This is a genomic window from Paenibacillus aurantiacus (assembly GCF_042431225.1).
Lineage (GTDB): Bacteria > Bacillota > Bacilli > Paenibacillales > Paenibacillaceae > Paenibacillus_Z > Paenibacillus_Z aurantiacus.
Window position 1 is genome coordinate 11890 of the sequence record NZ_JBHMDO010000032.1, and the last position, 25445, is coordinate 37334.

Annotated in this window: 9 protein-coding genes; all 9 read right to left on the reverse strand. The window is 44.6% G+C overall.

Features of this window, described 5'->3' with window-relative positions; genetic code table 11:
- Positions 1-86: 86 nt before the first annotated feature.
- Positions 87-4466, reverse strand: coding sequence for an Ig-like domain-containing protein (locus ACFFSY_RS18910; RefSeq protein ID WP_377496888.1), 4380 nt, complete (start codon positions 4464-4466; stop codon positions 87-89).
- A 78-nt stretch (positions 4467-4544) separates the two neighbouring features.
- Complete coding sequence (locus ACFFSY_RS18915; RefSeq protein ID WP_377496890.1) at positions 4545-6983, reverse strand: S-layer homology domain-containing protein; 2439 nt, start codon at positions 6981-6983, stop codon at positions 4545-4547.
- A 125-nt stretch (positions 6984-7108) separates the two neighbouring features.
- Positions 7109-15058 (reverse strand): Ig-like domain-containing protein, encoded by a 7950-nt coding sequence (locus tag ACFFSY_RS18920; protein ID WP_377496892.1) that lies wholly within the window; start codon positions 15056-15058, stop codon positions 7109-7111.
- Between the two features lie 952 nt (positions 15059-16010).
- Positions 16011-16727, reverse strand: a complete 717-nt coding sequence (locus ACFFSY_RS18925; RefSeq protein WP_377496894.1) for a hypothetical protein — start codon at positions 16725-16727, stop codon at positions 16011-16013.
- A 320-nt stretch (positions 16728-17047) separates the two neighbouring features.
- The gene (locus ACFFSY_RS18930; RefSeq protein ID WP_377496896.1) at positions 17048-19036 is read right to left on the reverse strand and encodes a glycoside hydrolase family 127 protein; all 1989 of its coding nucleotides are present in this window, start codon (positions 19034-19036) and stop codon (positions 17048-17050) included.
- Positions 19037-19119: 83 nt separating this feature from the next.
- The gene (locus ACFFSY_RS18935; RefSeq protein WP_377496898.1) at positions 19120-19947 is read right to left on the reverse strand and encodes a polysaccharide deacetylase family protein; all 828 of its coding nucleotides are present in this window, start codon (positions 19945-19947) and stop codon (positions 19120-19122) included.
- An 85-nt stretch (positions 19948-20032) separates the two neighbouring features.
- The gene (locus ACFFSY_RS18940; protein ID WP_377496900.1) at positions 20033-22216 is read right to left on the reverse strand and encodes an alpha-galactosidase; all 2184 of its coding nucleotides are present in this window, start codon (positions 22214-22216) and stop codon (positions 20033-20035) included.
- Between the two features lie 25 nt (positions 22217-22241).
- The gene (locus ACFFSY_RS18945) at positions 22242-23183 is read right to left on the reverse strand and encodes a glycoside hydrolase family 43 protein (RefSeq protein WP_377496902.1); all 942 of its coding nucleotides are present in this window, start codon (positions 23181-23183) and stop codon (positions 22242-22244) included.
- A gap of 232 nt (positions 23184-23415) precedes the next feature.
- Positions 23416-24879 (reverse strand): polysaccharide deacetylase family protein, encoded by a 1464-nt coding sequence (locus tag ACFFSY_RS18950; RefSeq protein ID WP_377496904.1) that lies wholly within the window; start codon positions 24877-24879, stop codon positions 23416-23418.
- Positions 24880-25445 lie beyond the last annotated feature (566 nt).

Sequence of the window (25445 nt, forward strand, 5' to 3'; positions counted from 1 at the left end):
GTACATAGTGCATAGACACAAAATACCGTGTGAAATCTCCAGGCTCCACACGGTATTTCGTTGAAGGTTTTTAATACTTATGACTATCAGTTTGACTTAGAATATGCATAGATTTCGACATCCATGTCGCCCAAGGTTAAGTTCGGCATTCCACTTACCAGCCATGCCTCTACCTTCGTTCCGTCAGCTTGATAAGATACCTTAGCAGTAGCACTCGCTTTAATCATGATGACTGTTACTTTCGCATTTGCACCAGTTCCTTCAGTCAGCTGAATCAGAAGATACTTGCCAGTTACGTCTCCACCACTTGTCGTGATCGAATGAAGAAATCCCGCTCCGCCAATACTTCGATTTCCGATCTCTAGCGAAATTGCAGATGCGGATGGTGTGCCCATCACACTCACGCCAGAGGAGATATTACCGTAATAGTCAGCTGCTTTAATCAAGATCGTATAAGATGTACCATTGATCAGTTCCGTGAGGGTTACTCTTCCAGTGCCTTTAGCTATCGTTTGTGTTGCAATACCTGCTCCACTAATTACGACATGGTCAAAATCATCGTCGGATGGATCGTTCCACGTAATCGTAAGCTGACCGTTTCCTACGGAAACCGCTGTACCTGTAATATCTCCCGTAGGAGTAGTATCTGGAGCAACAGGTTTACCATCCACACTAACACCTGTCGATGCGTTTCCAGACTCGTCTACTGTTTTTAGTACGATTGTATAGGTAACGTCATTGGTCAGCCCCGTAACCGTCGCTTTCTTCACGCCTTTAGCAACATTCTGAGATGTTACTCCTACACCACTAACTACAACATGGTCAAAGTCCACATCAGATGGATCATTCCATGTAATCTCCAACAGCCCATCTCCTGCTTTAACTACCGCGCCTGTTACTTCTACTGGTGCTGTTGTGTCAGCGATAGGCGTGCCAACTACGTTTACACCTGTCGATTGGTTACCTGTCGTATCGACTGTTCGAATAACGATGGTGTAGCCAGTACCATTCGTCAATCCTGTGAACATTACTTGTTGTGTGCCTTTTGCCACAGTCTGCGTTGCAATTCCGCTGCCGCTTACCACGATGTGATCTAAGTCTTCATCCGTTGGATCATTCCAAGTTACAGTCAATTTGCCGGACGCTACAGATACTGATGCACTTGTTACCTCTGCAGGCGCAATTGTATCAAGCGTTGAAGGCTTACCGTTCACATTAACACCTGTTGATTGATTACCAGTTGTATCTACCGTCTGAAGCAAGATCGTATAATCTGTATTATTCGTCAATGCTGTGATCATAACAGATTGCACACCTGCTGCAACGTTCTGAGTCGTAATTTCGGATCCGCTGATCACGACATGATCAAAGTCGACATCCGTTGGATCATTCCACATAATTTTCAACTGGCCATCGCTTGCTTGTACAACTGTACCTGTTACCTCAGCAGGCGCAATCGTGTCTGGCGTTGGAGTACCATTTATATTTACGCCAGTTGAAGCATTACCAGAAACATCTACTGTCTTCATTGAAATAGAATACGACGTTCCATTCGTCAAACCTGTGATTGTTGCCTTCTTGATGCCTTTATTAACATTTTGGGTAGTTGCACCAGAAGCTACAACAACATGGTCAAAATCAACATCTGTTGGATCCGCCCAAGTCAGTATAAGCTGTCCGTCAGCTGGTGTTACCGTCACGCTTGTAACTTCAGCCGGCGGTGTCAGGTCTGGATCCGTTACCGTTACCGTGCTTGTAGCGCTCAAGCCGTTCGATGTTGTTGCCGTGATAGTGGCTGTCCCTGCTGTTACGCCAGTTACCAGTCCGCTTGTATTAACGGTTGCAACGCTTGTATTGCTGCTTGTCCATGTAACGTCTGAAATCGCATTGAACGGAGCCAGTGTTGCTCCGAGTTGTATGGTATTGCCAGTTACAAGCGCAACCGTAGGATTATCAAGCGTAATTGCAGCAGGCGTTGCTACAAATGAACCATGAACTTGGAAGTCATGAATAGCAACCCAGTTTGAAGAAGTGGTCGTTCCAGTAATGGTAACCCGCACATACCGTCCATAGGTATTTGCCGGCATCGTATCTGTAGAATCATTTGCTGCAGTCAGCGTGGAAGTGTGATCGAATGCCATTTTGTACGTTGTGTTATCGTTCGACACTTCAATCTTGTACTTAATCGTGTTCCAGGAAAGAATATAAGTGCTATTGATTTTAGCTACCTGTCCCAGGTCAACTTGCCACGAAGCAGGAGAAGCCGCTACTTTGGCGCCGGTTGTCCATAACGTTGCTGGGTCGGAGTCATTCACATTAGATGCGGGGGAACCAGATCTCGTTGCAGTAGCAGATGATGTCTTGTTAAGAGCAAGGCTATCATTAACCGTCACTACACTTGTTGCTTGAGCTCCTCCATCCTCAGATGCTGCAGTAATTGTTGCTGTACCTGCACCAACGGAGTAGACATTACCATTGCTATCAACTTTTGCAACAGCTGTATTGCTGGATGTCCATACTATTTTCTTATTCGTCGCATTAATAGGTGCAGTCGTCGCCGTCAATTGCGCATTCAAACCTAGATCCAATTTCAAGGTAGATGAAGATAGAGTTACGGACGAAACAAGGATTGGTGAGGGTTTGCCGCTCACTGTAACGCCACTTGATACATTGCCTGATGTATCCACTGCTTTAAGTGAGATCGAATAAGTCGTTCCATTCGTCAGACCTGTAAGCGTTGCCGTACTGATGCCTCGCGTAACATTCTGAGTCGTGATGCCTGTACCCGAGATAACGATATGGTCCAAATCAGAATCCGCTGGATCGGTCCAAGATAAGACCAAACGACTGTCACTTGCCGTTACCGAAGCCCCAGTTACATCAGCAGGAGGCGTTGAGTTCGCAACCTTAGTCGTTACCGTAACAGTGATATCAGCGAATCTGGTATTATCAGATTCACTGGCTGCTCTAACCGTTGCTGTACCTTCTTTAGTCGCTGTGAGGAAGCCAGTATTCGAGACCGTTACAACATTTGCCGTGCTTTCGTTTACTACACTCCACGTAACATTCTTATTCGTTGCATCGGATGGTTGAACCGTTGCAACGAGTTGTTCGGTTTGACCTTCCTCCAACGAGGTTTGATCCTTATTCAGCATAAGCGAAGTAACTGGTTTGCCTGTAACTGTTACCAGAGCATCCGCAAATTTTGTGCTGTCATAGTAGCTCGTTGCTCTAACTGTTGCTGTACCAGGTGAAATCGCACTTACAATACCTGTTGACGAAACGGAAGCAACATTGGCCCCACTTTGGTGTACTACACTCCATGTAACTTTCGTATTTGCAGAAGACGGGCTAACTGTTGAAGTCAACTGTTCAGTCTGTCCTGCCTCAATGGAAGTTTGATCCTTATTCAGAGTGATCGAGTCTGGTATCCCCGTCAGATAAAGCTGTAATTCCTGTACCAAAAGGCTTGCAATCTTCCGATCTCCAGCATCCGTTGGATGCGTACCATCCGATGTGTCAGCAGCAGTGATCCAACCAGTCGTATCCAAATAGTGTACCTTCGTATCACCAGCTGCAATTCTTGCATCAACAGCAGCCATTACCTCAGTCGGATAAGCTCCGTTGAATGGATTCATCGCAATAATTTGTGCATTTGGATTGTTAAGACGGATATTCTGCAAAAACGTCGTGTATTTCTCTTGGAATAATGCTGATGGTACGTTCGAAGGAACATTAGTCGCATTATCATTTGTACCAAGGTTCACAATAACCATCTTCGGTTGGTAGGTAGAAAAATCCCATGCTTTGAAAGCGTTTGTTGGTTGTGTCGTGCTAAAATACTCAACTTCCATGCCAGGCAGTTTATTGCCGGAATAATAATATCCATCAGCCAACGTGATACCAGAGTAAGCAATCTGTGTATGCTCATACCCGAGTTGTTCTGCAGCTAGCCAAGGATAAGCAGTCAAAAAGTTCTTGCTCGTTCTATGACCTGCTGTAATTGAATCCCCTACAAACTCCAAAATCGTATCAGAAACATTTGGAGCTTCAGTCATTGCTCCTTCGTCCAGAACAAGGCCTTGAAAATTCATCTCTTCATGCAGATCTTTGGTTGCAACTCTTAATGTATGCGTACCCGGTGATAACGCAGTCGAAGTCAAGTTAACCGTTCCTTCTGTGCCGTTGTAAAGAACATCTGAACCACCATCTATCTGAGCATAGAAACTAACGGATCCACCTAGTTTGAGCTGTACCGTAGTGCCGGTAAAATTCACTTTGAAGTAGGCCCCACCAAAGTGGCTGACATAATTGGTACTGCTCACCTTATCCCAACGACCAAAATACTTGATATTAGGATCGGTAGGTGTACCGACTGAGTCCGCATATGCCTTTATAACAGGTATATACGAGCTCAGTATCAGTAAGGTTAAGATCGTAATACTTAATCTCTTGATAAGTTTCACCGTCTATTCCCCCAATCTTCCGCTTATAATAATCCGCTAAGAGGGAGGTGTATAATGACTCCCTCCTCTTACAAGAGTCTACTTATCCATAAACAATTGATACAGCACCTGTGACATCTGCGCTCTATTCGTAGAAGCTGCTGGATTAATTGATTGGCCACTACCGTTGATAATGCCAAGATTCACAAAGAACGTCATCGCTTCGTCGGCCCAAGGAGCAATCTGGTCAGCATCTTTGAAGTCACCTAAATTTTGCTGATCCAATGCTGTAGGCAATACATCCATTTGTTTCAAGATGTTGTACAACAACGTAACCATCTCTTGTCTGTTAATTTCTTTCTCCGGAGCAAATTTGTTGTTACCTACGCCATTGGTAACCCCCAATTTCTTAGCAGCAGCCAAGTATCCGGTATAGTACGTGTTGCCTGCATCAGAAAAGTTTTCGCTACTGGAGTCATCCGCCTTCATTTCAAAAGCTCTCATCACCATCGTCAGGAATTGGCCTCTAGTTAGATTACCGTTAGGATCGAATTTACCATCATCGAGACCGGTTGTAATTCCCCTTGCCGCGACAAAGTCTACAGCATCGCTATACCATACATTGTTCGCCACGTCTTTGAACCCTACTTTGTTGTAGCCGATCGCAAACTGTCCCATTTCATCTGTAGTAAAGGTGACCTTGTCGCTCGCTGAATCGTACTTACCATTCGTTACGACTTCCAACTTACTAGTTTCATCGATCGAGTAGATAATGAGCGAATTCTTGTTTTCATTATCGTTCGGTGTATATGGAATAGATACTGTGATCTTTCCATCAACGATTGTGATCCCCTTGTCTCCACTTGTTACGCTTAAGTCGATTGCAGGCTTGCTGCCAATTGCCTTCTTCGCTTCATCCGACAAAGTAGAGGTGTTGAGATTTGAAATCGAAATGACTACATTAGTACCTGCTTCTTTGATAATGGACTCCAGTGCGTCTTGATCAAGACGAATAGTGGTATTTGAGGTAGATATCTGCAATCCTTCTACACCATTCTGCGATGCCAAGCTTAATGCAACTGTTGGAATCGATATGCTAATTGATTGCGTTCCATTAGATGCATTTACTTTGAATTCAATGATTTTCTTCTTACCGCCCTGTGAGTTCAGCTCCTGAACTGCCTTCGCAACTTGCTCTAAGGTAACTGATGCTATTGCCCCACTAGAAGCGTCAGACTTGGCATCAATCGTAGTAACCGCTGTAATGTTGTTGCCTTTGTTAATGACAACGATCGTGTCTTCATTGGTTCCGGAGTCACCAGTACCACCGTTTCCACCACTGCCACCCGTGTTGCCAGTACCGCCGTTTCCACCACTGCCACCCGTGTTGCCAGTACCGCCGTTTCCACTTGATGTTGCATTTACAGTTACCGTACACTCAGTATACAAGCTGCTATCCGCAGCGCTAGTCGCTCGGACTACCGCTGTTCCTGCAGACTTCGCAGTAACCAGTCCTGCAGCGGATACAGATGCGATGTCACTGCCGCTTACTACAGTCCAGACGACATTTTTGTTTGTAGCATTGTCAAGCGTTACTGTTAAAGTCAACTGCTCCGTTCCGCCAACTGTAAGTGTTGTACTGGATTTTGAGATCGTGACGCTTTGAACAGGTGCAGCCAATGCTGTCGGTGTTCCGGAAATGCTGACCCCCCTTGAAGCATTGCCAGTTGCGTCAACAGCTTTAATCGTAAGCGTATACTCCGTCCCATTCCTAAGTCCTGCAAAGACTGTAGAACCTACTCCTTTTGCGAGCGTTTGCGTAGTTACGTCAGTTCCGCTAATGACAACATGTTCAAAGTCTGCATCCGCTGGATCTGTCCACGTTAGGGTCAGCTGCCCATCACCCGCAAAAACAGATGTTTCTGTCACTTCTCCTGGCGCAGCCGTGTCTGTAATCAACTTGAAATTAGCTGTGATAACGACATCAGACTTCGGCGTAATGAACGTTGTAGAGTCACTTGTTGCATTGGCAAACGTACCGCCTGCACTCGACGTCCAACTATCGAACACATATCCGTTACTAGAGACTGCAACAAGCGCAATCGTTGATCCATCGACATATTTGCCACTCGTACCTGTTTGAACCATGCCTCCAACACTTGACTGAATGGATACATTGTAGGTCACGCTGTTGGATGAACCATCTAGACGAACTGATCCTTCAAGCGTACCATTCGGTTTATTCAGATAAACAACGTAATTCGATAAAGTAGACAATGTACCAGTTGTGATATTAGCTGCAATATTGCCGTTAACATCTGCTGTTGCTTGCCCCATGGCTTTTATGTTGGAATTAACAGTATCAACAATCCTTAAGGTATAGTTGGTTCCGCTCGTATAGCTCGATCCAGCAACGGTTATTACACCGTCTTTGTAGTTTGCAGTTAAAACAGATGCTGCTGCAAAAGATAAGCCCGTTACAGAAAAACAAGTTATTAACAAGAAAATCAATGTTAATGTCAATGCTCTCTTCTTCATATTTTCACTCCTTAAGCATTACATCATCAGCGCTGTTCAAGCGGGAGCGGACATCGCAATCTCTCCAATGTCCACTTCTCCACTTCAACTAGCGATGATCCTGTTTGAATGCCCTACAGTAACTCTTAATAGTCAATCGTCTGAAGTGGTTTAATTTCCTTAACAGCACCATTGATCGTTGCCCATACCGACAATGTAGGGGATGGATTGAATACTGTCGATTTCGTAACTTTCAACGCCCTTACTGCGTTCACGTAGTCTGTAATTTGAATATTGGTTGCGTACCAAATATCCGGTTTATTGCTCATCTTGCTCAAGAAGTCCTCCATGATTGTCCAAGAAATCTTATACGTTGCCGGGTTATCCAGCTCCCAGCTGTGGCCCCATACGGAATAAAGATTCATCTTTCCGTTACTACCAAGGTTTAGGAAATCGTCGCCCAATTTGTTTAGGTTAGACGTGTCAATGTCACGTACCGTATCTGTCCATTGGAGGAAATCGTCTGGAAGATCAAAGTTTAATGAAGATGAAGCCGTACGAGCATACCGGATAGTAGTTGAACTCGCAATTGCACTCTTAACGCTGCTGTTTGTACCACCATTCGGTAAGGCAAGACCGTAAATTGGATAGCCTGACAGCGCGCTAATCGCAGTTTGGTCGTCCTTAATCGACTTAACTGCATCAGCAGTCGATAATGTGACCAGGTTAATATGATTGACTGTATGAGCTGCTAACTCATGCCCTGCATACAAAGTCGAAACCTCTGAAGATGTAACGTAAGTGCTAGCCGTATCCAAGAATCCTGAGTTCAGATGGAACGTAGCTTTCATGTTGTATTTGTTAAACAACGCGACCATTCTTCTGTCCTGCACCATTCCATCGTCATAGCTGAACGTCAATGCTTTGTGAAGTCCGTATGGATATCTATCCAGTACAACACCTGTAACAGCTGATGCAAATACCGTTACTCCCATATCAGCTGCTGTAAGATTCGGGATGCCGCTTACGAGCCATACCTTTATTTGTGTTCCATCTGTCTGGTACGAGATATCCGTAGAATCACTTGCGTCTACGACTGCAATCGATACTTTAGCTCTTGCTCCTGAACCTTCCGTGTACTGAACAACTAGGTATTTGCCTGTAAGATCTCCACCATCAACACTGATGGTACGTTTGTAACCTACGCCGCCACTAATCTGATTACCAATCGAGATATTCATATTCGGAATGCCCCCAACAGTAGTGCCAGTAGAGACGTTACCGTTCATATCTACGGTTTGAATCTTGATCGTGTAAGCTGTGGCGTTCGTGAGTCCCGTTAATGTTACGGATTGCACACCTTTCGCTACTGTTTGCGTAGTGACGCCAGCACCGCTAACTTTGACTTCTTTGAAGTCATCATCGGTTGGATCTACCCATGTAATCGAAAGTTTACCGTATGCCGCTGTTACGGCGGATGCCGTTACTTCTCCTGGCGCCTTATTATCATAAGGAGTTCCACTTACGGTAACCCCCATCGATTTGTTGCCATCAGCGTCTACAGTCTGAATGAGAACCGTGTATGCCGTTCCATTCATAAGACCTGTGATGGTCGCCGTTTCCACGCCAGCTTCAACATTCTGCGTTGTGACACCAGTTCCACTAATGACAACATGGTCAAAGTCTATGTCCGTTGGATCAGTCCAAGTAATCGTAAGCTTCTGATCGCCGCCTGCAGCCGCTGCAGTAGTCACCTCAGCTGTTGGCGTACCATCATGGGCCGGTGTACCGTTTACACTTACACCTGTCGATACATTGCCTGTCGCATCTACCGTTTTCAGTGTAATCGTATACGCCTGATCATTCGTAAGGCCTGTGATTTTGACTTGTTTTATACCTTTAGCTACATTCTTGGATGTGAATTCTGATCCACTGATGACCACATGGTCAAAGTCGATGTCTGCAGGATCTTCCCACGTAATTGTTATTGCTTGGTCCGAAGTTGTTACTTTCGTTCCCGTGACTTCAGCAGGTGCTGTCGTATCTGCTACTGTAATCGTGCTTGTTGCTGTCAGACCATTTGAAGTGGTTGCCGTAATTGTAGCTGTTCCTACGCCTACCGCTGTAACAAGTCCACTTGAGTTAACCGTTGCAACACTTGCTTTGTCACTTGTCCAAGAGACCGAAGCAGTTGCATTTAGAGGTGTAATGGCTGGTGTCAACTGCAAAGTGCTGTCTTTTTCAATTGTTGCAAATGATTTATCAAGACTGATCGCGGTTGCGGTTGCAACAAAAGCACCGTAAACATGAAAGTCATACAATTGAACCCAGCTTGTTGATGCTTGCGTGTTCGTAATTGTAACTTTCACATATCGTCCATATACGTTGGCAGGCATCGTATCTGTAGAGCTATTGCCGGATGTCAAGCTCGCCGTGTGATCAAACGCCATTGTGTAAGTTACATCATCATTGGATACCTCGATTTTATAGGCGATAGTATTCCACGACGAGATGAAGCTTGAATTGATCTTTGCCACTGCACCCAAATCTACTTTTAAACTGGAGTTCAGCGTGTGAGCCCCTACGTTCCAAAATGTTAAACTACTCGAGTCGTTTGCAGCCGAAGCCGGGAATCCTGCCCTCGACGCGCTAGCTGTTGAAGGTTTACCCACCGACAAGTTGTCGGAGACAGTTACTGTGTTCACGGCTTGCAGCGATCCGTCCGCTGTCTTAGCGGTAATCGTTGCGATGCCTTTTGCAATTGCAACCACAACTCCATTGCCGTCAACGATAGCTACAGAAGGATTGCTGGATGTCCACACCAAATTGCTGTTCGTCGCATAAGACGGGCTGTACGTTACAGCAATTTGACTTGCTGTACCTGCTACAAGATACATGGTCGAAGCCGTCATGCTTAATGATGTCATTGGAATATTCGGGTTCTTAATAAGCCCTGCTGTAACCGTAATCAAGTCGCTCGTATCTTTATCCAATTGGTACTGATGGGAAGGATCCCACTTGTTCGCTTGCGCCGCGGCGTAGTCCGACTGCGCTGTTGCAAGGGCCGCCTTGTACACCGTTAAGCTGGCGCTTAAGTAGTAATCATCCGGCTGCGTCTTCGATGCCATCGCGCTGTTGATTGCATTCTTCAGGTTCAACGTGTTAGCAACAGCCGGTCCTGTGCCTTCAATTGTTACATGCTCTGTAGATAATGCCGTACTGTAGTTATCAATTGAAAGGGTTATGTCGGCTGTTCCAGCGCTTAAAACTGTCACCAAGCCGTCTGAGTCAACTGCAGCAACAGCAGGATCACTGGAACTCCAAGTGATAGAACGCATATCTGCAGAACCTGGGTTAATCGCTGGCTTTAATTGAATTGACTCACCTGTAGGTACGGTAAGGGTTGTGCCAGAAACATCAGTTGATCCTTTATTGATGCCGAGTCCTTCAATCGGAATGACGCCTGTGTGAATATTCACGGTGCTAGCTGCTTTAATTGCAGGGTTGGCAATCGATGCAGCCGTGATTGTAGTAACACCTGCTCCAACTGCCGTTACAAGGCCGTTACTCGACACAGTTGCGACACTTGGATCACTAGAGGTCCATGTGACGGACTGACTCACACCTTTAACGTTAGGCACAACAACTGCAGTCAGTTGCGTCGTCGTTCCTGCAAGCGGAGCAATTGATGTCTTGTCAATCGAGATGGAACTTGCAACAGGGGATTCACCGTAGACGTTGAAATTATCGATCCACGTCGTCCAACCAGTTACAGCGCCAGCAAATTGAATTTTGGCAACATTGTTCTGATATGCCGTATTTGGCTCGAACGGAATATTCGTTTTTGTAGCTTTAATTGCTGAATTGCTCTTATTAATAATTGTGAAATCGATCGTTCTTGATGCCAGATTAATCGTTGCCATCAGCTTGTAGACAGTATTATTAGTATTGAAGCCGGATCCGACATTAGCCGCGGCCGGACTTGCAATAACAACATTCTCTACCACTCCGCCAACCGCATACGTCATCTCTGTTGCCGATTTGTATTGCAGCGTAAGGTAGCGGTTACCGGCACTATCATCGATGCTAAGCTGACCTGCACCATTTGCAGCTGATGGAGAGCCGACATTCCAATCGAAGCTAAGTGTAACCTTGTTGTTAACTACAGGGCTTGTGAATACCTTCTGCGTACTCGCTCCTGCTGCAGCACCCGCAACTTGGAATACATTGCCGGCACTTACGTTAGTAACTGCACTAACGAAAGTACCCGTTGCACCAGTGGAACTCGACATACCTGCTACTACAGACCAGTTGTCTGTTGTTGTCGTAGACCGGTTTTCGAAGCTCTCACTGTATATAGGCACGAATACTGTGCTGGAAGCCGTATATCCGCCATCCTTGGTCGTTGCTGTAATAACTGCTGAACCTGATTTCAGGGCAGTTACAACGCCATACTGATTCACCGTAGCTATGGACGGATTACTTGACATCCACGTTACATCCGTATTCGTTGCATCAGTTGGTGTCACGTTTGCCGCTAATTGATAGGTTGGAGCTGTCAGACTCTTATTCGTTTCAGAGAAGTAATCGGATGTAAAGTAGTAGTATTCCGTATTCATGCTTACGCCTGAAGCAGCAATCGCCGTCGATTGAACAGTCACAGGAATTGACTTGCTGTAAGTGCCGTTTCTCGTGTCATGTGCAGTTGCGACAAGTGTTGTAGTTCCTACTTTGATGCCTGTAACATTACCGTTGCTATCAACCGTCGCAACCGTTGGGTCTGTTGTGCTCCATTCTACAGTCTTGTCATTCGCATTGGATGGCGTAATAATTGCATTTACCTGCTTCAAAGAATTGACCATGAGGCTCAGCGACGACTTACTCAGGTCAAGTCCAGTTACCATGACTGGGACTACTGTAGCCGTGAAAATCGCCTTCAGTGCCGCGTTGTCATCCGATGTTGCCGTAATGATCGCTGTACCTTCTTTAAGCGTTTTCACAAGTCCAGTGGAATCAACAGATGCTACTGTTGGATCCGATGAGGACCATTTCACCGTATTGAACGTCGCATTGGCAGGAGTTACCGTAGCAACCAATTGCTTCGTATCGCCTAGGCTCATTGTTGCAGTCGTTGCATTCAGCGTGATGTTGGCGACAGCCGTTTTGTTTGCAGTCAATGTGAAGGTTTGTAAAGCTGTACCGTCAGCCGATGTTGCTGTAATCGTTGTTGTACCGTCCTTCTTCACATTAAGTTGGACGCCTGTCGTTACATCTGTTTGCTGGTACAATGTACCAGGATAAGACGACTGCCACGTTTCGCCAAGGAACGATGCAACTTGTGGATTACTGGAAGTAAATTTAACCGTTTTGTTGGTCGTGCCCGCAGGAAGTGTAACTGCAATCTTCACTTTGTCATTGACCATTGCACTAAACGATCCGGAGACTGTGTTACCATTCACCTTCATTACCATATTACCTGCTCCAACTGTAACTGCAGCTGTAACCGTAACTGTCGATTGAGCAGTTAGATCGCCGTCCTCTGTAGTAGCTGTGATGATCGCAGTGCCTGGCGATACCGCCGTCACATTACCAGACTTATCGACGGTTGCTACAGAGGAATTGTTGGAGGTCCAGTTAATCGTCCAATCTGTCACACTATTAACTGGAGCAATCGTCGGGAGAAGTTTCTTCGTGCTGCCTTCAACCATGCTCAGTGTGCTGTTGCTCAAAGTAATGCCTGTCGGACTAGTCTTGGTTACAGTATAAGTGCCATACGTACCAAGACCGGTTTGAACAGAAGCCGCTTTGTTTTTCACATCGCCTCTGATCAGGTGGGCATACATGCTGTCCATCATATCGCCCATTTTACCGTTTGCAGTGCTACCCATTTCTTTAATAGATGGATCGCCGTTGTTGAACATGATCCGTCTGTCGATTGAGTTACCGCCGCCGGTAGCTGATGCTGCACCTTCAACTGTAATCCAGTCAGATTCCCAATAGAAGAAGCCTCTCATTGTTGCATGCGGGTTAGGTACATCCAGATAAGCCTGCATGTAGTCAAGTAGATAGTTATATTGGCCATTCGGCGTATTCGCCCAGTATGCTGTCTGACCAATGGAACCACTCTCATCCAACCAGTCTGGATTGTACCTCGTGAATGCATAGCCAGTCTCTGGGTTCAAATAATCCTTATCCGGGTAAAGAGACGTATTGTTAAGCAACATACCAATAATCGACCCCGTTGGACGACCGCCATACAAGGAGTAAGCTTGTCCGTCGAATTTTACATTGGTTGAACTCAAGTAACCAAATATGGTGTTGGAGTTTGCAATATCATAGCCATTATTGGAATGGATAAAGCCCTTGATGCCTGGCGCTGCAGCATGTGCCGCATCATATGCAGCGTTGATTAACGCCTTGAATCCAGCACCTTTGTAGCTTTTCCCCGTATTCCAGACAATACCGCCGTCTTCCTCGTTACCCATCTTCAAGCCCATTGGAGGTGTGCCCTGATCCATCAAGCCTTTGATGAAATCGTATACATAGTTGTACATTGTAGTCGTCATTTCATCTAACGTCTGATCGACCAAATTACCAGAAGCATCCTTGTACATCCATTCCAATGGAGTTGGAGCTGTACCTGCACTCATCCAGCCATCGCTGAACATGAAGTTAGGGAAATAATCCATATTTAGATCTTTAGCCCGCTGTGCCAGTTGGTAGGAGTGAATTTTGTCATAATACCCAGCTTGCATTGTGTAAGGCGGGAAATTTCCATTGGCATCCGTAAAATACGTCGAGTACATCGGCTGCTTTGGACTACTTTGGTCATAGATTTGATTGCCGGAATGGACCATAATCATGCCCGTAATCGCATTGACACCATGGTTGGAAAGAATCGCCAAGCAATCTTGTTGTACGCCGTTGGCAAAATATTTGCCGCCTACATCTTCAATGAGAGGCAGGAAGGAAACGTCGGCACCTTTAACGATGCTGTTGTCGATCTCGAATACGTCAAAGTTGTCGACATACGCTTTGTCAGTACCATTGCTTGTCCACTGATCTTGCTTGTTGCCGTTCTCATGATTGGCAACTTCTCCGTAGACCTTGACGCTGTTCTGGTAATTGACATCATTTATCGTATTCGCATACAGCGTCACTTGGTTGTCGGACGGCCCTGTCTTGAAGGCAATAGTTAGAAGTGCGTAACCTGCTATACCTGCAGGTGCTTGTCTGAGAACAGTACCACTCAAGTTTTTGACACCAAGGTTGATTCTGTCTCCGTAGGAAACAACATCGACCAACTCACCGGTTTTACCCAGATGATTGCTTTGATATGTCGTTTTCCACGTATCCTGTTTGTCAACTTTAGCTCGGACCGTCGCAATATACGAAGTGTTCGGCTTGACATTGATTACTTGGCTAAGCTGGGAATCTGCGCTAAGAACAGCTGCAGTTGTGCCCGTATCCGAATCTGTCGTTGTACTGACTGATCCTTTGTCCACATTCCAGCCTGTCAGTGAACCGCCGTTTGTTTCGAAATTCCAGTTGACAGTCGGGTTGCTATCATCACTGTCGAGCGTCAGCTGTACATCATCAACCGCAAGGTTCGTACCATTGCCAGATCCAATCGATACGTTCACCTGACCGTTATAGACCAATACGTTCCTGATGGCAATCTGCGTCCACGACGTATTGTTGATGAATGCATCAACTGTAGATTTTCCATCTGGTCCACCGGTTTGAGTTGCTGTCATAAAAGCAGTGTTACTGCTGGTGCCACCTTTTACCCAAGCCGACAATGTATAGCTTCCTTGAGGGATATCTGTCAACGTTTGAGATATCGTAGAATTCGCTGCCGATAACTTAACCGAATATGTACCGCCGTGTTTATCCGAATTCTGGGCAGCTACAGTTCCGGTCGTCGTCCAACCTGATGGGTTTCCTTCTTCAAAGTCTGCATTAATCAATGTTGCTGATGACAGGGCCGCGTATGCGCTTTCATTTATGGGATAAGTTGTAATCCCTGTCGCAACAGTTGCCAGCATTGTGGTAATTAGAACTTTGGAAATAACTCTTCTGAAAGTTCTTTTCAAGCGAATAACCTCCTCTTTCTTAGCATCTTGATTAATCATTCGCAGTGTCATATTGATGAATTCTTATTGTTCATACATCCCCTCCACTTCAAAGTACAAACGAATTACTACCACAGCAGATAGCAACAAAGTTTATTCCGATTCCGGTACTAATAAAAACAAGCATCGCGACTGTAATAGTTCGCAAATGCTATGCTCAAAAAACTTCAATCGTATTTCCTCCCCTTATGTAATATGTGCGACTCAAGATCACACCCTTGAGAATACTCAGTTTTGCATGGATAGAACTCAGAGTAGATGAATCTTGCAAACTGCCCAAGTCTGTATTGAACCAAGTGTCGCAGCAAGTACAGGAGAAACACGTGGAAGCGGAATTATATTGAAAATGATCGTGAACGGTGTTACTAGGCGATAAGGTCTGCAAAATAAAAAATGGCAGGTGCCACCTATCTATATGTTATTTCAAAAAGCGTTGTTCGAAGAATATGATATTCCTATTATTTTAAGTAATATTCAACGTTCCTCTCTTTTCACTACATCCACTTGTATACCAAAAACACACGTTACAAAAAGGGTTTAAGCGATAATTTAACTATTATCCCTAGAAAGATAACACCGCTTTCAATTCGCATATCCATAATAATTTTTTTTCTATTTGAATTGAATATCATCATTTCAGATTTGTTACCCTTATTTTAGTCATTGTTCATCCCGGCGTTTTTCTCAAAAAATAATGACGTCGTCTAGAGTTACAAAATTGGATCTCCGATCCATAAATCCCCTTTGTCATAACTATGTTGCAGAAAAAGACACCTCCAACGTTACTCCTCACTTCTATTAATTTAGAAGAGTTCATTGAAGGTGTTTTTATTGTTTGGAATGGGATTGACCGCTATAGGCCAATCGAAGATGTCTTTGAATCAAGCCCTTACATTCAAAGTGAGCACCAACATTAGGGTCCTCCTATTTCAATTTCTCCATATCCATTGAGGTCATAAACTTTTTTTCGTGCCACAATGTCCCCCTTTGCGTTATGTGCTTCAATTTCAAAAGGGGTTGTAACGGACTCTGGAAGAAAAGCGAACCAGATCATCTTATTCTCATTATTGGAACCTTTCAGTTGAGCGGAAAATACACCAGGATTTTGACCGTTTGTAATGATCATTATTTTACTAATCGAAGGGTTGAAAAGTTCCCCGTAAACCATAGGGAAAGGAGTATAGATTCCATTAATCTTCGGCATAACCGCATAATCTAAACCAATGGTTGCAGATAAATTCGCAATTCCAAATCCACCACCCCAGACCCATTTCCAGCCAAACCATGTTTTTCGTACGAACTCGATTTGGAGGTCAGTACCTTCCTTCTGATAAAAACGTTTGATGAATATTAGTTCTCCGTCTTTTACAACCTCCTTATAAACAATCTGCATAGTTGGAAAGTGGCGAAACTTTTGAACAGCATCCACTGGTGTTTTTCCAAGTGGTATTCGAATTGTGGACTTTAATCCTGTTATATGTGACCTTCTTTGGTCCGAGAATCCACCAGGCAGATCATTTGCAAGTGTGTAGGCGGTTATTAGAACGAAGCAGGCTAACATTACACTGAGACCGATCAAACAAAGTCGTTTGCGATTGTGATGTTTTAGAACATCCGTCTCAAATTTCATTGCAGCAAAATCCCATCGTAATGATTACCTCCTAAAAAAACGATAATAACATAGCAGTAAATCGTGTAGCAGCGTTCTTATTATGAAGCTTTAGAGGATGTAATTGCTGTACGTTATGGTTACTCTGCCTTCTTTTGAAAGCTAGCCTCTCGTTAGCTAAAAGAAAAAAGGCAGCCTATTCAATTTACGGTCGACTGCCTTCGTCTAATTATCTTCTTGTGCGCATTAGCCCATCTCTGTTTATGCGATCATTAAATTCATTAATTGCATCGAGAAACATTGCCCAATTGAAACTCGGCCAATATTTAATCAGGTAAGGCTTATTCACAATCAAACGCTCGAACCCATACCGACATTTCTCCTACCCCTCGATTTCCCCACAAGTAGTAAGGCACGGCATTCACTAACACAGACTGAGAATCATTTCTCTGGGCAACGGCGCGGTATGGGATATCCTCTCGCCATGATAATTGCTGATCCTTACGCCCAAATGCTTTAACGACGATGGGGTTCCCTGGCAGTGTAGAGTCTACAGATACCTCGAGGTTTGATTTCCGATTGATCGAAATAGAAGAGATAACACTGCAATTATCCGTTTCCTCCAGACAATATACCAATGGTCCTCGTACTATTGCCACTTTTCCTGCGTTGGCCCTTATCTTCGGATGAGATTCAACCAACTTCGCCTCGATGTTCATTTCCCATTCCAAGATATCCCCTTTCGCCCACTGCCTAACCACCACTGCATATCCGCCTTGGATATCAAATCCCACTGCGACACCATTGATTTTCAATACGGGGTCACCTGAGCACCAAGATGGAATACGCAAGAACAAGGAGAAGTCTACTTCTGGGACTAGCGTGAATTCAAACCTCGTATAACCTTCCCATGGAAGACGAGATTCCTGTTTTAATTGGACTATGCCTGCTGCAAGCTTATGTTCTGCTTCACTACCGATAAACAAATGGGTATAAATCTTGTTTTCCTCAGGATATACCGTATAGATATAGTCGTTTAAGGAGCTGAGCAGTCGAGAGACATTAGGAGGGCAGCAAGAGCAGCCGAACCATTTCTGCCGTGCAGCCTTCACATGCCGTCGTCCAGGATTCTTCTCAGAGGCCTCAGGCCATACTTCCAATGGATTAACGTAAAAATAATGCATACCGTCCTGCGACATGCTGCTGATTACATTGTTATATAGTGCCCGTTCCAGAATATCGGCATAGCCGCTTGATCTCTCCATCTCCAACATTCGATTAGCAAAGAAGATGAGACCAATTGAAGCGCAGGTTTCTGAATACACCGTATCATTAGGTAGGTCGTAATCAAATGTAAACGCCTCACCATGAGGGCTAGATCCAATCCCCCCTGTAATATACATCTGCTTATTTACAATGTTCTCCCACAATCTACAACAGGCTTCACGAAGTTCTCGATCTCCTGTTAAGTTAGCGAGATCAGCCATTGCTGTATACATATATACAGCCCTGACGGCATGACCGACAGCCACTTCCTGTTCTCGGACAGGTTTATGTGCTTGATGATAGTCTAGTTGATTGCTGGTCATGAACGGGGCTGGCTGATCATGCCATACACTGTTCCCGCCTCTTCTCTTACTTTCCTCAAGTAAGTAATTCGGTATTGTACCACGCTCATCAATGAAGAACTTCGCCAGCATTAGATAACGAGTTTCATTTGTTAATTTATAAAGCTTTACGAGTGCCAGTTCAATTTCCTGATGGCCGTCATAGCCTCTTATTTTGCCCTCTTCAATTCCGAAAACATCATCGATGTGATCGGCTAATTTGCAGGCAACATCAAGCAGTTGTCTTTTACCTGTCCCTTCATAGTAAGCAACAGCAGCTTCAATTAGATGCCCTGCACAATATAGCTCATGTGCCTCTTGAAGGTTCGTCCATTGTTTGCCGGGACGCTTAATTGTGTAATAGGTATTTATATAACCATTCGAGTGCTGCGCCTTGGCGATTAATTCAATCGCTTTGTCTGCAATTTTCTCCAAGTGGGGATCAGGGTAATTGCGCAGAGAGTGGCCCACAGCTTCAAGCCACTTCGTCACATCACTATCTTGAAAAACCATCCCTTCAAATTCCCCTTGTTTAAGACCAGCTGAAACTAGAAAATTGTGAATAGCGTAGCTAGGTTCCGCGTCGGGTATTCGATCATTGAGTGCTTCCCATTGATAAGGAATGACCGTATTTCTTATCAATTGCATATAGGGACTCCAGAAAGGATCTTGAACCTCTACAATCCCATAACTCAGATTCTTGTTAGTGAAAGTGTTCTGCATGTGACGTTCCCTCCAGGTCAGAGATTTAATTATCTAAAGCCCACATAAACCAAGGCATGCTACTGTATCAGTCAATTAATAGCTTATAAAAGTACTGTACGCCCCGGCATCACTTCATGAGCTTGATCATCTACACTTATCCAAATTGATAATGAGCTCTCGTTGTATACCATTGAACAATCCGTTGAATACTTCAACCGTCTCTGAGCCTTCAAGTAATCCACGACCTGAATGTTCGTCGCATACCATATTTCACTGCGGTTACCTATCTGCTTGCTGAATTCTTCAATGAGCTCCCAATTGTTATCTACAGCAAACTCGTAGCTATGTCCCCACACGAAGATTAAAGATAAAGGTCCGCCCACTTTCTGAATATAAGCTTGTGTTAAATCCATTAGCTTAGGGTTGATATGGTGGCAAGTTGGATGCCATTTGTAGTAATTATCAGGGAGGGTGAATTGTTCATGCTGATTGACGGTTCTTGCGTATTCGATACCGCAGAATTTCACAACCTCTATGACATCATCATTGTAAGTGCCGAAGGGATACGCCATGCCTCTTACCAAATAACCAAACTGCTCCTCATGGCGCTTTTTATCCTCTATAATTTCCTTGAGAACAAGTTCATGCGGAATATCTACAAGACTAGGATGGGTTAAAGTATGTACGGCAACTTCATGCCCATCGTATAGCTCCTCCAAACCAAAAGCATTCATGCGCCTAATGGTTACTCCTTTATCATTCCAAATACTGCTCTCACTTTGAATTCCGGAATTAATATTAAAAGTCGCCTTAAGATTATACTTATTAAATATTTCTACCAAACTTCTGTCCTGCTCGACACCATCGTCATAACTTAGAGTTAATGCCTTCAGCCTGCCGCCAGGCCACAGATTCGTAATCCTCTTCATTAGACGAAACCCCTCTAATTTTCCGATATGCAACGAATCTGGGATAAGCCCAGATCCATCAGCTCCAATTTGTAGAAATGTTATTCTATATTGCCTTAAAGTACATCATCTTGCTTTGGAAATCGCCTATCATCACAGGGATCTGAATGCCGGCATTCATCAAACGATCTCCGCCATAGATTTCGTCTGTTCCTTCCAGCCGATAATCCTTGCTTGGATCAAGACTCTTCAAACGAAGGCGCGTAACCACTGGATTCGGTTCTGCCAACACGCGGAAATATCCAACAAGAGCAGTAATACGATCCTCGGAGATAAACATCCAAGCGGTCTCGTTTCCATCGAATGGACTCAACAAACGATAGAAGTCCGCGAATTGGACAAGTGATCGAACCTCTTTGCAGAAAGCGACCTGTTGCTTAATGGTTGATTTTTCATCATCGCCTACCGTCGATAGATCAAGCTCGTACCCAAAGTTGCCGGATAGTGCAACGTCCCCTCTCATCTCTAGTGAGGTTACACGACCAACCTGATGATTCGGCGAGGCCGACACGTGCGATCCCATTGTGCTTGCTGGATACACAATACTCGTGCCATATTGAATTTTCAGCCGTTCTACCGCATCCGTATTGTCGCTGGTCCAAGTTTGCGGCATGTAGAAAAGCATGCCTGGGTCAAACCGACCGCCACCGCCAGAGCAGCTCTCGAAAAGGATATGTGGGAAACGTGAAGTGATCGCATCCATTACCTCGTATAAACCTAGAATATAACGGTGCGCGGTTTCCTGCTGACGTTCTGGCGGCAGCAAGGCAGAGCCAACCTCCGTCATGTTACGATTCATATCCCATTTGACATATCGGATATTTGCGCTCGAAAGCAAATCACTAATCGTCTGAATGATGTAGCTGCGAACATCCGCTCTTGAGTAGTCGAGAATGAGCTGGTTGCGGCTCTCCGTTCTGCGTCGGTCCGGAACATGAAGACACCAATCCGGATGAGAACGATACAACTCGCTGTCGACAGACACCATCTCCGGCTCAAACCAGAGTCCGAATTGCATACCGAGGTTATTCACGCGATCAGCCAGATCGGTTAGACCGTTAGGGAGCTTATCTTGGTTAACGAACCAATCACCAAGCGAGGAATCGTCATGATTCCGCTTGCCAAACCAGCCATCGTCCAGCACGAATAACTCGAGCCCCAGCTCTTGCCCTGCTTTTGCGATACGTTCAATTTTGTCAGGCGTGAAATCGAAATACGTAGCCTCCCAGTTGTTGATGAGAATCGGACGAGGTTCGTCTCGATATTTGCCGCGAACGAGTCTTGTCCGGTATAGCTTATGATACGTACGAGACATGCCACCTAACCCGCTATCTGAGAATACAAGAACAGCTTCAGGCGCTTGGAATGACTCGCCCGGCTCAAGATGCCAATTAAATCCAACAGGATGAAGACCAATTTGAGCACGAGATGTTCGGTATTGATCAACATCAACTTGTGCGATGAAGTTGCCGCTGTATACTAGACTCATGCCATAAACTTCGCCGGTTTCCTCCGTCGCATCTTTCGAGAGCAGCGCAAGGAACGGATTCTGCATATGACTACTCGCCCCTCGACGACTCTCAACGCTGACCTTGCCATAATCCAGAGGACGCTTAACGATATGGCGCTCTCTCACCCAAGCTCCAGACAATTGAAGGAAGTCGAATTGATCATGCGGGAAGTCTACAGAAGCGCTAAACGCGCGCAATAGGCGTATTGGCTCGCTGCCCTCATTGTAGAATCGAACAGAACGTGTAATGACATTGTGATCTACAAATACGGTATAAGAAAGCTCTGCCTTAAGTCCTATCAGTGCATCCTTTAGTGTTAACACAAGCGTAACTGCCTCATCGTCAGACTCCGTATATACTGAGGGCAGGCCGGCTAGTGTTGGCTTACCTGACTTAATGGTATACCCCTCATAATGCAGTTCTGAGATACAAGTTCCATTCGGAAGCTGAATCTGAAAGGCTGGCTCTCGGAAATCACCCGTGCCATACCCTGGGTATTCTTGAGGCAATACATCGAGTGTAAAAACCTCCTGTCTTTCGATCAATGGGCTAAATACGCGATATGGATGCCCCAGCATATCCGTGAGATCGGCGTTGCGAATTTTTGCACCCCAATATAATTGGGTCGGATAGGTGTCTTTGGCAATATGAATAATGTAGCTTGTATCCTTTGCTTGTAGATGAAACAGCTTTTGCTCAGGAGTATATTTTATAGTCATGATCATTTTCTCCTTACCAAAGTTACTATTCGGATAAACCCCAGGCGTCCACTAGCGAGTTAAACTCAGCTCTTGTAATATTTAGAATGGACCCATGCCGTTTCAATGTTTGGCCCAGATCATATTCGTCTTCATTCAATATTCTGAACTGGCCGCTGGACAAGTCCTCTGTAAGTAATGGCAAATAACCTTTCTTCGCTGCGTATTGATCAACCAAGAGACACCATTCGTCCCGATCATTGAACTTAAAAATCGCTGGCCCTTCCATTCCGAACAGATTGCCGAGGATTGGAGAATGTATTGGATCAAATGACGATTTCTCTAGCGAATTGCTCGACTCAATCGTAATGCACTTCGTCGTCTCATCCTTTGAGTAACGATAATAAGTGTTGCCTTCTTTAATAAATGTTGTGTCAATGACATGATTGTCCCGCTCAATATACTTCTCTGGCTTAGTGAAGGTAATAAAATCTTTTGTTCTCGAGCTATAAATTACTTGCTTTGGTTCATTACCTTCCTCCTCCACCATAGATGCCCAGAACAACAAGTGTTCTGCTGTCTCTTCATCAAAGATGGTTTCAGGAGCCCATACACAGCCGGCATCAGGCAGATCGATCAGAACACTTTTCTCATGGGACCAATTCACGAGATCATCCGATTCCCACATAATAATGGAACGGCTGCCTTCGTATTGAGCGGCTCCCCAGCCCTTCTGGCTAGCGATCCGCAAATCAGTCGCAATAATATAGAACTTATTATTTATTGGAGACCGTAGGATGAATGGGTCACGAACCCCTTCTTCACCGATTGAGGAGATCAGTACAGGTTGTCTGTTGTTTAGATCCCTCCAGTGCAAGCCATCTTCGCTCAATGAAAAATAGACCTGTTCCCCGCCCTCGTCCTCAACTGTAAAGTAACAAAAAAGATAAGCCTCATAGTTTTGACCCTTCAAATTACCGAATGACATATGCTTGTATCCTCCATTATTGGCTTGTGACTATATTATCTGCTTGAACGAAAGTATGTTCAATTTACTGATGGTAAGTCCGATTGATTTTCCTTGAAACTATAGGATTTTCCTTAGAAAATGCAACATAAATCTCGAATAAGGCAAAGGACGGATGATTATCCTTCTTTGCCTTATTCAATCCAACTCCTAATTTATGCAAGTACTGCACAAACAACTTTAATGCTGCTTGTTAATACGTGATTGTCTGCAGAGGACCAATTTGTCTTACCGCCCCATCGATGGTCACCCATACTTTAATAGAAGAAGAAGGGTTATATATGGTTGTGCCTGTGTATGTCAGAGCTCGCACAGCGTTGACATAATCGTAGATTTGTAAGTTTGTTGCATACCATATATCTGACTTATTGCTCATCATGCTGAAAAAACTCGTCAGCCTATCCCATGAAATGTAATACGTAGCCGGACTTGATAACTCGAAGCTGTGCCCCCACACTGAGAATAGATTCATCTTACCGTTGTCGCCAAGGTTGAGGAAATTTTGCCCGTACGTGTTCAGATTTTTATCAATCTGTCGTACGGTAAATGACCATAACATGAAGTCACTAGGAAGGTCGAAGCTATACGTAGAGTTAACGGTACGAGCGTAGCGCAGTCCGGAGGAGCGAACCACGCTAAGCACTCTGCTGTTGTACCCACCATTCGGATAGGCAAAACCATAGATTGGATACCCAGTGAGGGCTTGCAGCGCAGTGCGGTCATTTTGAATCTTAGCACTAATGGAAGCACTGTCCGTGAGGGTTGCCAAATTCGTATGATCGACCGTATGGGAAGCGACTTCCTGACCTGCGTATAACGGCGCTACCTCTGCCGAGGTGATAAACGCGCTCGTCGTCCCGAGCAATCCAGAGTTCAGGTGGAAAGTGCCCTTCATATTGTATTGACTGAAAAGCGGCAGCAATTGGCGATCTTCTGTTCTCCCATCGTCATAGCTGAAGGTTAGCGCTTTGTGTAATCCATTTGGGTATGTGTTTAATAGAATTCTTGTGCCTGTCACTTTCACGTCATCATAATAGGTAGCTTGATAATAGGAGAACACACCAGCTCTACCTTTGGTGAAAGTACTATCCGTTGCAGTTAGCAGCAGCACGCCATCAATATAACCTCGCAATGTTGTTCCACTCATCTCAAGTTTGAAGGTATGATACGTGTTAAGTGAAGGATACGTATAGTTTGCCGTTGCTAGCGTAGTAGGAGCACCGCCTTGCCATTTGATTATGCTTACTGCTTTGGTACTGTTATCGTAAGAAAATTTGTAGTAATTCTTCACATCCGATAGCCTGCCTACAACACCGACGATAGAAGCTGCATTATTCCATACGCCAGACTTTAACTTGATATTGGTTTCAACCGTGTACGAGTTCCAATTCGAATCACCGAAAGCAGAAGCTAAGTAGTGCGGATCCGATATACTGTAGTAAGCATTATTGGTTCCTGACCCATCATCCGCCACTGACCATTTGCCACCGCCTGCTATAATGGTCCATCCATTGGCATCTCCGTCGGTAAAGTTGTCGCTTCCTACTACAGGTGATTCCGCAGACACTGAATTAATACCCCATAATGAAAGTGCATATCCTAATACCAAGCAGAAGACAGCCTTAATTAAGTGTTTCCTCAATAGAAATAACATCATTGATTACCTCCTTAAGTAAGCAAAATAAAAAGCCAACCTCCATGATAGGGTGCCAGTCTGCCAGTCAAACGATATAAATATGTACTGGCTTCCCTTTTCTTGCACCCCCCTTTTGCAAGCGGTTACAAAACGAACAACACTATAAGTATATTTAAGTGCTATACAAACCTAAATATCATACTTTTAGAATTGATACCTTTATTTCAGGAATGGACTCAGATCCTAGGCTGCTCTAAGATATACCTAGAGATATAAACATCGTGAGATAATTGTTGGAAGGGTTTTAGAAAATAATTAAACAACGGCGAACCAAGACTTGAAATACAAAGTCTTAGACTGCCGCTGTCTTTGTTCAACTAACGTTCCCAGTCGTATATGAGGTCAGCCAGTTTTTACTGGTTGAGACGATGAGTTCTTGCATAACAAGCGATGTTGTGGAACTATGAGGAGGTGTACGGAGGGGTTCCGGCAAATTATCAAAAGGGAGAGTGCTTTATGATCCAGTCATCGGCCTACGGCCAAAAGCTCCATTTTTTACACATCAATCAATCATTCTTCTGATGCAC

Bases quoted from the DNA above. Each gene is read 5' to 3' on its own strand.
- ACFFSY_RS18935 (WP_377496898.1), bottom strand. From the start codon at position 19,947: ATGAAGAGGATTACGAATCTGTGGCCTGGCGGCAGGCTGAAGGCATTA.
- ACFFSY_RS18915 (WP_377496890.1), bottom strand. From the start codon at position 6,983: ATGAAGAAGAGAGCATTGACATTAACATTGATTTTCTTGTTAATAACT.
- ACFFSY_RS18945 (WP_377496902.1), bottom strand. From the start codon at position 23,183: ATGTCATTCGGTAATTTGAAGGGTCAAAACTATGAGGCTTATCTTTTT.
- ACFFSY_RS18925 (WP_377496894.1), bottom strand. From the start codon at position 16,727: ATGAAATTTGAGACGGATGTTCTAAAACATCACAATCGCAAACGACTT.
- ACFFSY_RS18940 (WP_377496900.1), bottom strand. From the start codon at position 22,216: ATGACTATAAAATATACTCCTGAGCAAAAGCTGTTTCATCTACAAGCA.
- ACFFSY_RS18950 (WP_377496904.1), bottom strand. From the start codon at position 24,879: ATGATGTTATTTCTATTGAGGAAACACTTAATTAAGGCTGTCTTCTGC.
- ACFFSY_RS18930 (WP_377496896.1), bottom strand. From the start codon at position 19,036: ATGCAGAACACTTTCACTAACAAGAATCTGAGTTATGGGATTGTAGAG.